Genomic DNA, 10,115 nt, shown 5'->3' with positions numbered 1-10,115 from the left:
TGGAGCAGATGCTGGCGCGGTTGAGGGGCGGCTCGCCGTCCTCCTGAAAAGCGTCCGAGAGGCCGCGCATCCCCTCGCCCCGCCTGCGGGGAGAGGGCCGCGACGACCTCGTCGTCGTCGCGGCGAGGCGGCAGCCGACGGTGAGGGGGCTTCGACGGCGGAGCCTCGTTCGTCCGCGCCCCCTCACCGCCGCTTCGGCTTCGCCGCCGCTTCCCACAGGCACGACGAGGTGCCTGTGGGCCTCTCCCCGCACGCGGGGAGAGGGGAAACGCGCCCTATCCGTGCGATGTCGGAGACGTGCGCCCTGTCCGACCATCCCATCCGGAACCCTCGCCCGTGCTCGACACCCTCTATCCCTGGATCAAGGCGTTCCACGTCGTCGCGGTGATCGCGTGGATGGCCGGGATGCTCTACCTGCCGCGGCTGTTCGTCTATCACGCCGCCCTCCCCCCCGGGCCGGGCGCGGCGGCGCAGTCGGCGACGTTCAAGGTGATGGAGCGGCGCCTGCTCAAGGCGATCATGAACCCGGCGATGATCGTCACCTGGGTGCTCGGGCTGACGCTGGCCTGGACCAGCGGCGCCTACGTCACCGGGTGGCTCCAGGCGAAGTTCCTGCTGGTGCTGGCGATGAGCGGCATCCACGGCTGGCTCGCCCGGATGGTCAAGGACTTCGCCGCCGACCGGAATACCCGCGGCCATAAGTTCTACCGGGTGCTCAACGAGGTGCCGACGCTGCTGATGATCGTCATCGTCGTGCTGGTGATCGTGAAGCCCGGCCTCTAGGGCATGTTCGAGTGCGATGGATGCCGGATGGAAAGACACCTTCGATCGCCGTGCGGCCGCGTCCGCGCGCCGGGTCGGGACGATCCGTCGTCCCGGCTCGGCGCGCACATCGATCGGCCGGCGGCAGAGGATCGATCCGGACCTCAGTAGCCCCAGTACCGGAGCCGCTGCGCGTACCCGGCGTCCCGGTAGGACTGAACGCGTCGAACATGGGCGGCGTGCGCGTAGGCATCGGCCGCCGCGTAATCCCCGTACAGCGCCGCGACGTTGGCGGCATGCTGATCGCGTCGGGCCTGGATGGCGCGGACGTCGGCGGCGTGCGCGGCCTGATCCGACGCGTACTGAGCGCAAGCGCCCGTATTCACGAGGACGAGCGCGCCGAGCGCGACAGATACCGACTTGATGGTGGAAGTCTTGCTCTTGATCTTCATGGGAACACCTCAAGGAGCGACGCTTGTTCCGCACGTCGCACCGCGATCACACCTCGCAGCGTGTTAATCCGGCATGAACTACCGCTGGTTGGAAGCTGTCCGGGCGGGGGGATGATCTGGCCGATTCCGAATCCGGTCTCAGCGTGCAGGGCAGGCCCGAGCGCCGCCCGAACGGGATGCCGGCGAGGGCGGTGCGGCGGTCGGCGGGAGGCCGTCCGCATCCGGGGCGGGTCGAGGGGGCGGCAACACCGGGGCGGCGAGAGCGGGGCGATCGCGGTCCGGAGATCGTCGGCGGAGGTCGAGCCATCCCCCGCCCGACGCGGCTGCGACCGCAGGGGGCCGTTCTGTCGGCGGCGCCGAAAGAAGCGATTTTTCCGTTCGGTTAGCCCGGCCGGCATGCGATGGCGAACGCATCGCCGCCGCACCCCGTGGGACCGCCATGACCTTCGCCATCAAGCCGAGCCTCGTCCTGCCTGTCCTGCCCGTCCTCGCCCTCCTGCTGGCCGCCGGGCCGGCCCGGGCCGCGAGCTTCGACTGCGAGGCGGCGAAGGCCGCCGACGAGCGGGCGGTCTGCACCACGCTCGCCCTGAACGACCGCGACGTCGAGATGGCGACCCGCTTCGAGATCCTGAAGGACGTGCTGCCGATGGGCGGCCGCGCCAAGCTGCGCGACGACCAGGAGACCTGGCTCGCCGAGCGCCGCGCCTGCGCCGCCGACACCGCCTGCCTCAAGGCGATCTACGACGCGCGCCTGACGGTGCTGCGCGCGGTGCAGTCGGAATTCGCCAAGCAGGGGCCGCAATAGGCGACCGGTTGGTGTTCCCAACGATGCGGGACCGGGACATGAGACGGGAGTTGCGCAAGCCGTACCCGCTCATCCGGGCCGCCCTCTGACATGCGAAAGGAGGCCGAAGCCTCCTCACGCCGTGGGGCGGGGCCTGCCGGAACCCCGCAATGCGCTCCTGCCATCGATGGGGGACGGCAGTGCTACGGCAGGCAGATTGTCACCGTGTCGCCCACGAGAAGACATCGAGCACGGCACGGGGCGTCTTGCCAGATTGCAGCCGCTACAGCCGCGCCAGGAGCCGCTCCGCCAGCGGGTTCTCGGCGGCGAAGGCGTAGTCGATCCGGCGGACGGTGACGGCCCTGGCGCCGGCCCGGACCAGGGCGTCGGCGAGGTCGAACACCGCGTCCGCGGGACAGCGCATCACGATCTCGCCGTCGGCCCCGCGCGGGGCGCCGTAGGGCAGCTCGGCCTCGTGCAGGCCGCTGATGCTGGCGAGGTCGATCGCGCCGGAATCCGGCATCGCGGCGCGGACCTCGCGGGTGGTCCGCGCCCGCTCCTCGGCGGCGATCCGGCCGAGCACGGCGCGCAGCGCGTCGCGCTGGTGGGCGCCCCAGGGCGCGTTGAGCGAGGCGACGAGGTTGGCCTCCGAGCGCAGGATCACCCCGTCGTCGAGGATCTTCAGGGCGTTGGCGGCCAGCGTCGCGCCGGTGGTGGTGATGTCGACCACGATCTCGGCCGAGCCCGCGGCCGGCGCGCCCTCGGTGGCGCCCAGGCTCTCCACGATCCGGTAGTCGGCCACCCCCTTCTCCGCGAAGAAGCGGCGGGTGAGGTTGACGTACTTCGTGGCGATGCGCAGGCGCCGTCCGTGGCGAGCGCGCATCTCGGCGGCGACCTCGTCGAGGTCGGCCATGGCGCGCACGTCGATCCAGGCCTGGGGCACAGCCACTACCACGGTGGCGTTGCCGAAGCCGAGCGGCGTCAGGAGCTCGACCTGGCCGTGCGCGTCGGGCAGCGTCTCGCGGATCAGGTCCTCGCCGGTGATGCCGAGATGGGCCGCGCCCGAGGCGAGCTGGCTCGCGATCTCGGAGGCAGAGAGGTAGCGCACCTCGACGCCGGCCACGCCCACGAGCTTGCCGCGGTAGTCGCGCGCGCCCGCCCCCTGCGCCAGGCGCAGGCCGGCGCGGCCGAAGAAGGCGGCGGCGTTCTCCTGCAGCCGGCCCTTGGAGGGCACGGCCAGCACCAGGGGGGCGTCCGGGATGTCCATGGTCTCGCTCATCGGGCGGCTCCCGCCACGGGTCGGCCGGCTCCCGCCGCGGGGTCGACCCAGCGCGCGACGCGGTCGACCCAGAAGGTGCAGCCGACCGCCGGCTGCGCGGTCGCGCTGCCGAGATGGGTCAGGAGCCCGTCGTAGCGGCCGCCGCCGACCAGCACCGGGCCGGCGCGGTCCGTCGTCGCCGTCACCTCGAAGATGAAGCCGGTATAGTAGTCGAGGTTGCGCGCGAAGGCGCCGGAGAAGCGAAAACCCTCGAGCGCCAGGCCGCGGGCGGCGATGAAGCCGTTGCGCTCCTCGAACAGGTCGAGCGCCGCCTCGAGCGCGTCGTGGCGCAGGCCGGCGTCGCGGACGAGAGCCCGCAGGTCGCGGGCGGCGGCGTCCGGGTCGCCCCCGATCGCGCGGTAGCGGTCGACGAGCGCGCGGTTCTCGGCGTTCAGGCCGGCGCCGCCGTTGGCCTGGGCCGCGGCCTTGGCCAGGAACCGCTCGGCGATCTCGCCGGCGCTGCGCCCGCCCACCGCCGAGATCCCGGCGATCGCCAGCACGTCCTCGACGAAGGCGCGGACGCCGCGCGGGTCCTGGCCCTGGATCGCGGCGAGCAAGCCCGCATGCGGGTCCTCGGGCTGGGCGGCGTTGGTGACCGCGTCGAGCGAGCGCCCGGCCGCGAGCGCCCGCAGCGTCCGGCGCTTGGCGGCCGGCGGCACGCTCAGGGCCTCGAGCAGCGCCACCGTGAGCCCCATGTCGCCGAGGCGCACGCCCGGCGCCGCGTGCCCGAACAGGGCGAGGCCTTCCAGCGCGATGCCGAGCACCTCGGCATCGGCGGCCGGCGTGTCGGTGCGGCCGATCGATTCGATGCCGGCCTGCAGGAACTCGTCGGGCTCGTCGGCCGCCAGCCGGAAGACCGGGCCGCAATAGCTGTAATCGGCCGCCTGCCCCTCGGCCTGCGCGCGATGCAGGCGGCAGACGGGGATCGTCAGCTCCGGCCGCAGGCACAGCTCGGCCCCGTCCGAGCCCTGCGTCACGAAGATGCGCCGGCGGATGTCCTCGCCGGACAGTTCGAGGAACGGCTCCACCGGCTGCAGCACCGGCGGCGTCACGAAGCGGTAGCCGCCCTGCGCGAGATGCGCCGAGAGCCGCGCCTGCGCGAGCCCGTCCGCCCCCATCTCTCCTGCCTGCGGTCGCGTCATGATCCTGCCCGTCGTCGTCGAGCGGTTCTGTAGCAACCGGAACCGGGCTTGGCGACCGCCCCGCCGCCGCGCACGGGCGCGAATGAACACGCAGGGGCGAACCTGTGGGACGCGGCGGCCGTGCGGCGCCCGGCGCACCGGCTCTGATGGGTCCCCAACCCGATGGGAACCGGCTCCGATGCGCGCCCCCCTCGCCTTCCTCCCGGCGACCTTGGCCCTGGCGATCTGGGCCCTGGCGACCTTGGCCCTGGCGACGTTGGCCCTGAAGACTTGGCCGCTCCTCGCCGCGCCGGCGCGGGCGGAAGTCCCTCGCGACGCGCTCCGGGGCGAGCGCAACGCGGTCTACGCCGAGGCCGGCTGCTGCTTGCCGCACGCCGCGCGGGCTCCGCGCCTTCGGCAAGGCCGGCTGCCGCTACGGCGACATCGCCGACGTGCCGCTCCCGGCGCGAAACCGCGCCAAGGTCGCCGAGATCCAGCGCCGGGAGCGCGCCGCCGGCTGCCCGCGCTGAGGGGGCCGCCGCTCTTCCCTCCCCCGACGGATCTCGGGCTCGCCCGAGATCCGCACCCCGTGTGCCCCAGTCGGGCAGGCCCGACTGGGGTGCGGGACAGGGTGGCCCGCGAAGCGGGTCGGGAGAGGGAGCGCCGTATCCGGAGAGGTCGCTCCCCTCTCCCGACCCTCGCGTGAGCCGAGGCCCCCCCTCCCCGCAGTGGGGGGAGGGAGAGTCTGACCGTTGGCGCTTGCCTTCAGGCCTCGTCCGAAAAGTGCTGGGCCAGCACCTCGCTCACGCGGGCGACCATCTCGGCCTCCGGGCAGGAGAACTGCGCCGGCCGGGCGGCCTTCCACTCGGCGTTGCTGGCGATGTTGCGGGCGGCCTCGGCGCCGGCGATGAGGTCCTTGACCTGGACCTCGCCGGCCGCGCGCTCGTTCGAGCCCTGGATGATCGCCACCGGGCTGCCGCGGCGGTCGGCATACTTCATCTGCGCCTTCATCCCGGCCCCGCCGAGGTAGAGCTCGGCCCGGATGCCGGCCTGCCGCAGGGTGGCGACGAGCCGCTGGTAGGCGGCGATCTCGTCGCGGTCGAGCACCAGCACCACCACCGGGCCGGGCTTCGCCGCCGCCTCGACGAGCGGGCTGCCGGTGAGCTGCAGCGCCGAGAACAGCCGCGACACGCCGATGGAGAAGCCGGTGGCCGGCATTGGCTCACTGCGGAACCGCCCGACGAGCCCGTCGTAGCGCCCGCCGCCGGCGACCGAGCCGAAGCGCACGGTCTGCCCGTCCTCGTTGACGACGGGGAAGGTCAGCTCGGCCTCGTAGACCGGGCCGGTGTAGTATTCGAGCCCGCGCACCACGGAGGGGTCGATGCGGATGCGGTCGACGCCGTAGCCGGCCGCGTCGACGAGCGTGGCGATCGTCCGAAGCTCCTCGATGCCGGCCCGCGCGGTCTCGTTCTCGCCGAAGGCCGAGAGCAGCGCGTCGACGAAGGCGAATCGCTCGGGCGCCGTCTCCGAGCCGCCGCCGAGCAGCAGCGCGATCACCTTGTCGGCCTGGCCGGAATCGAGCCCGGCGCCCTTGGTGAAGTCGCCCGATTCGTCCTTGCGGCCGGGGCCGAGCAGCAGGCGCACGCCCTCGGTGCCGAACTTGTCGAACTTGTCCATCGCGCGCAGCACGGTCAGGCGCTGCCCGGCCTGGGCGTCGCCGGCGAGCCCGATCGTCGCGAGCACGCCGTCCAGCACCTTCCGGTTGTTGACCTTGATCACGTACCGGCCGGCGAGCCCGAGCCGGTCCAGCGTGTCGGCCATCAGCATGCAGGCCTCGGCATCGGCGGCGACCGACGGCGCGCCGACGATGTCGGCGTCGAACTGCATGAACTGGCGGAAGCGGCCCGGCCCCGGCTTCTCGTTGCGGAAGACGAACCCGTTGCGGAAGCTGCGATAGGGCTTGGGGATCGCGTCGAAGTTCTCGGCCACGTGGCGGGCGAGCGGCGCGGTCAGGTCGTAGCGGAGCGAGAGCCAGGCCTCGTCGTCGTCCTGGAACGAGAACACGCCCTCGTTCGGGCGGTCGAGGTCGGGCAGGAACTTGCCCAGCGCCTCGGTGTACTCGACGAACGGGGTCTCCAGCGCCTCGAAGCCGTAGAGCTCGAACGTCGCCCGGATCGTCTCCAGCATCCGCCCCTGCGCCGCGATCTCGGCGGCGCGGCGATCGACGAAGCCGCGCGGCAGGCGGGCCTTCAGGCCGGGCTTCTCGCCGGTGTTGGAATCGGCCTTGGACATGACGGTTCGTTTCGATCGCGCGCTTCGGGGGTCGCTGGGCTGTATCGCGGCGGCGGGGGCAGCGGCAAGCCGGCGGCTTGGCGACGGCGTCGCGCGACCAGATCCCGACGGCATGGCACGACGCCCGCAGATGGATCGCGGGGAGCCCCTCTCCCCGCACGCGGGGAGAGGCTCAGCGGCACCTCGTCGTGCCGCTGAGCAGCGGCGGCGAAGCCGAAGCGAGGGTGAGGGGGTGCGATCGGAGGAGGCTCCTCGGTCGAAGCCCCCTCACCGTCGGCTGCCGCCTCGCCGTGCTCCCCGACAAGGGGGAGACACGGCCCTCTCCCCGCGTGCGGGGCGAGGGGATGCACGGTTGGCGACGCGCCCGGTGGGTCGACGCGGCGACCTAGTACGGCGAGATCCACTTCAGCCAGAGCAGGGCCGCGAGGCTGATCACCGCGATCGGCATCTGCAGCGGGCGCAGGCGGGCGAAGAACAGCGGCGCCTCGCCGGCGCGCGCGGCGATCGGGTCGAGCACGGCGATGGCGGCGTAGCCGACGATCAGGAGGCCGAGCGCCGGGATCGCCTTGCCCATCACCACGGTGACGAGGGCGGAGAGCCCGAGCACGAACAGCCCGAGCATCGTCGCGATCTGCATCACCGTCGGCCCGCCCTCGGTGCGGAAGCTGACGCCGCGGCGGACGCCCGCCAGGAACAGCAGGATCGCGGCGCCGTAGAGGATCGTCATCAGGGCGACGAGGTAGTCGAGCGGCTGGCCGCGCATCCACCAGGCGGCGGCGGCGCCGGCCGCCAGCGGCAGCATCGGCCCGTAGCCCAGCACCACGCTGAGCCAGGGCGTCTCGCGCGATTCGTGGGCGGTGAGGGTGCGTCCGGTGGCGTCGTCGCGCATGGGAGGGGGCCGTTTCCGTGTTGTCTCGGGCAAGGGGCGGGCGAGGGGGAGGGGGTAAGGTGCGGGCGGCCGCGCGTCGGGACGATGCGACCGGCCGACACGGGGCCTGTCGCGCCCCGACGCGTCACGTTTCGTGCCACCCGATGCGCGAGCGTGAACCCGCGCGCGATCCCGCAGTTCCGGGATCACGTCGCGGGGTGCAGGGTGCGGGCCTGGCGCCGCAGCGAGCGCCGGCCGGGCTCGGGCGTCGCGTCGAACCAGATCACCAGGGCGAGCGCAGCCAGCGCCGGCGCGCCGAGCGCCAGGAACGCGCCGGTCCAGCCGAGCAGGCCGAAGGCGAGGCCGCCGTACCAGGCCGAGAGCGCGCCGCCGATGCCCTGCACCGCGTTGACGGTGCCGAGCGCCGTCTGCGTCCGGCCCGAGCCCCAGGTCAGGTCGGCGACCACCACCGGCACCGCCACGCCGACGATGCCGGAGGCGACGCCGTCGAGGATCTCGGCCGCGATCAGCCAGGTCGGGTCGTCGACGAAGGCCGAGAGCGCGGCGCGCACCGGCAGCACCGCGAAGGCCGCCAGCAGCAGCTTGCGCCGGCCGCGCCGGTCGGCGAGCGAGCCGGAAAACAGCGCCACCGGCACCATCGTGAGCTGGGCCACCATCACGTAGATCGCGGTCCAGTGCGTCGCGCTGACGGCGGTGGCGACGAGCTTCTGGCCGAGCAGCGAGAGCATGCCGCCGCTGCCGAGGTTGAACAGCGTCAGCGCGCAGGCGAGCACCAGCAGCCGGCGGTCGCCGAGCACGGCGCGGATGCCGGCCCGCTGCGGCGCCTCCTCCGCTCCGTCTTCCCCACCGGGCTCCGTCCAGCCGACCGCGCGGCGCTGGCTCCAGGCCGAGGCCGGGGTGGTCAGCGCAGCGGCGATCGCCAGCACCGCCATCAGGCCGAGCACCCAGAAGGCGATCGCCGACCCGAACCGGGCGGTGCCCAGCGTGATGGCGCCGGCGGCGATCAGGATGCCGACGTGGTTGAAGGCCTGATTGCGCCCCTGCTGGCCCGGGAACCGGTCCTTGCCGACGATCCCGAGGGTCAGCGCGGTCACCGCCGGCAGCAGCAGCGTGCCGCCGGCCGCCGCCAGCAGCTGCGCCGTGAACACGAAGGCGAAGGCGCGGGCCGGCAGCAGCAGCAGCGTGCCGGCGAGGATTGCGGTGCAGGCCGCGGCGATCAGCAGCCGCGGCCGCCCGACCCGGTCGACCAGCGCGCCGAACGGGCCGGAGAGCAGCAGCGTGCCGAACCCGACCAGGGTGGTGACGAGGCCGACGCGGGCCGGGCTCCACGATCCGGCCTCGGCCAGCCACGTGCCGAGGAACGGTCCCAAGCCGCCCTGGATGTCGCCGATGAAGACGTTGATCAGGGCGAGGTGGGTGGTCGGGGCCATGCCGTCCTTGGGTGCACGCGGGAGCGGCGCAGGGCGTGGCCCGGTCCGGTCCCGCGGTCAAGGTACGATCGGATCGGGCGGAGTCGCGGTGCTCAGGCGGCGCAAGCGGTCCGCTCGGGGCGGAAAGCGGCGCGCGGGAAGACGCTGCGGCCTCGGAGGGCGCCGGGCGCCCCGTCGTCAGCGGAGAACGTTCGGGGGCACCGGCGGGCTCCCGTTGAGCAGGGTGATCGTCACCCGCCGGTTCGGCGCGATGTAGGGATTGTCGGGGAAGACCGGCTCGGTGTCGGCGCGTCCCACCACGGACGCGAAGTTGTCGTTGGGCACCCCGGCACCGGCCAGGACCTCGCGCACGGCGAGCGCCCGCCCGGCGGTGAGGGTCCAGGGCTCGCCGGCCCGCGTCGAGCCCGGGCGCGCGGCGGCCGTGTGGCCGGTGATGGACAGGCGGTTGGGCAGCTTGCGCAGGGCGGGCGCGAGCGCCTCCAGCACGCGGCGGGTGCGCTCGTAGGGCTCGACGGAGCCCTCGCGGAACATCGAGCGGCCGTCGTCGTCCACGAGGGAGACGTTCACGCCCTCCTTGGTCGTCTCGAACACGATGTTGCGCGACAATTCGGCGATCTCGGGCAGCTTCTGGAGCGCCTGCCGGAGGCTGGCGATGGCGCTGTAGTTGGCCGGAACGCTGGCGGCCCGCCGGCTCGCCTCGAGATCGCTGGCGCTGCCCGGGCTGCTCGCGCGCACCGCATCCTCCTGCTGGGCGGAGCCCGTCGCCGCCTCGCGGGGCTTGGACGGCTTGTTGCCCGAGGTGTCGAGGGAGGTGCCGTACAGCAAGCCGCCGGCGCCGCTGGTCGCAGGGCTCGAAGCCGCCGGCGCGAAGTATTCCGCCAGGCCGATCTTCTGCTCCTGCGTCGTCATGCTGATCAGCCACATCAGCAGGAAGAACGCCATCATGGCGGTGACGAAGTCCGCATAGGCGATCTTCCAGGCCCCGCCGTGGTGGGCATGCGCGGCCTTCTTGACCTTCTTGATGATGATCGGCTGGAGGGCCATGGCCGTCGAGTCCCTGCGCGAGG

At 73.2% G+C, this 10,115-nt stretch carries 9 protein-coding genes; 2 read left to right on the top strand and 7 right to left on the bottom strand.

Translation table 11 applies throughout. The features are described 5' to 3' along the window. The first annotated feature begins 336 nt into the window (after positions 1–336). Entirely contained in the window at positions 337–783 is a 447-nt protein-coding gene (gene hemJ, locus MKK68_RS08165; protein WP_147728164.1) for a protoporphyrinogen oxidase HemJ, read from the top strand. 143 nt (positions 784–926) lie between these two features. Here hemJ and MKK68_RS08160 read toward each other — a convergent pair whose 3' ends face one another. Then, complete coding sequence (locus MKK68_RS08160; RefSeq protein ID WP_147728165.1) at positions 927–1,214, bottom strand: hypothetical protein; 288 nt, start codon at positions 1,212–1,214, stop codon at positions 927–929. 439 nt (positions 1,215–1,653) lie between these two features. On the opposite strand from MKK68_RS08160, the gene MKK68_RS08150 reads away from it, so the two are divergent. Further along, positions 1,654–2,019 (top strand): lysozyme inhibitor LprI family protein, encoded by a 366-nt coding sequence (locus tag MKK68_RS08150; protein ID WP_243984139.1) that lies wholly within the window; start codon positions 1,654–1,656, stop codon positions 2,017–2,019. 262 nt (positions 2,020–2,281) lie between these two features. Here the strand turns inward: MKK68_RS08150 and hisG are convergent, their stop codons facing one another. From hisG to MKK68_RS08115, 6 genes are all read right to left on the bottom strand, one after another. Further along, positions 2,282–3,265 carry an ATP phosphoribosyltransferase gene (hisG, locus tag MKK68_RS08145; protein ID WP_409565993.1) on the bottom strand — a complete coding sequence of 328 codons (984 nt, stop codon included), beginning with the start codon at positions 3,263–3,265 and terminating at the stop codon, positions 2,282–2,284. A gap of 8 nt (positions 3,266–3,273) precedes the next feature. Continuing rightward, positions 3,274–4,458, bottom strand: a complete 1,185-nt coding sequence (locus tag MKK68_RS08140; protein ID WP_243932809.1) for an ATP phosphoribosyltransferase regulatory subunit — start codon at positions 4,456–4,458, stop codon at positions 3,274–3,276. A 744-nt stretch (positions 4,459–5,202) separates the two neighbouring features. Next, positions 5,203–6,729, bottom strand: coding sequence for a histidine--tRNA ligase (hisS, locus tag MKK68_RS08130; RefSeq protein WP_244029725.1), 1,527 nt, complete (start codon positions 6,727–6,729; stop codon positions 5,203–5,205). A 385-nt stretch (positions 6,730–7,114) separates the two neighbouring features. Continuing rightward, the gene (locus MKK68_RS08125) at positions 7,115–7,618 is read right to left on the bottom strand and encodes a DUF3429 domain-containing protein (protein ID WP_243932974.1); all 504 of its coding nucleotides are present in this window, start codon (positions 7,616–7,618) and stop codon (positions 7,115–7,117) included. 185 nt (positions 7,619–7,803) lie between these two features. Beyond that, complete coding sequence (locus MKK68_RS08120; protein ID WP_244029723.1) at positions 7,804–9,048, bottom strand: MFS transporter; 1,245 nt, start codon at positions 9,046–9,048, stop codon at positions 7,804–7,806. A gap of 177 nt (positions 9,049–9,225) precedes the next feature. Then, a complete protein-coding gene (locus tag MKK68_RS08115; protein WP_147727231.1) occupies positions 9,226–10,092 on the bottom strand; it encodes a flagellar motor protein MotB in 867 nt (288 codons plus the stop codon). Between the last annotated feature and the right edge of the window lie 23 nt (positions 10,093–10,115).

Source organism: Methylobacterium sp. E-016, assembly GCF_022829745.1.
Taxonomy (GTDB): domain Bacteria; phylum Pseudomonadota; class Alphaproteobacteria; order Rhizobiales; family Beijerinckiaceae; genus Methylobacterium.
This window is presented reverse-complemented; position numbering and strand designations above follow the sequence as displayed.

Bases quoted from the DNA above. Each gene is read 5' to 3' on its own strand.
- MKK68_RS08160 (WP_147728165.1), bottom strand. From the start codon at position 1,214: ATGAAGATCAAGAGCAAGACTTCCACCATCAAGTCGGTATCTGTCGCG.
- MKK68_RS08150 (WP_243984139.1), top strand. From the start codon at position 1,654: ATGACCTTCGCCATCAAGCCGAGCCTCGTCCTGCCTGTCCTGCCCGTC.
- hisG (WP_409565993.1), bottom strand. From the start codon at position 3,265: ATGGACATCCCGGACGCCCCCCTGGTGCTGGCCGTGCCCTCCAAGGGC.
- MKK68_RS08140 (WP_243932809.1), bottom strand. From the start codon at position 4,458: ATGACGCGACCGCAGGCAGGAGAGATGGGGGCGGACGGGCTCGCGCAG.
- hisS (WP_244029725.1), bottom strand. From the start codon at position 6,729: ATGTCCAAGGCCGATTCCAACACCGGCGAGAAGCCCGGCCTGAAGGCC.
- MKK68_RS08125 (WP_243932974.1), bottom strand. From the start codon at position 7,618: ATGCGCGACGACGCCACCGGACGCACCCTCACCGCCCACGAATCGCGC.
- MKK68_RS08120 (WP_244029723.1), bottom strand. From the start codon at position 9,048: ATGGCCCCGACCACCCACCTCGCCCTGATCAACGTCTTCATCGGCGAC.
- MKK68_RS08115 (WP_147727231.1), bottom strand. From the start codon at position 10,092: ATGGCCCTCCAGCCGATCATCATCAAGAAGGTCAAGAAGGCCGCGCAT.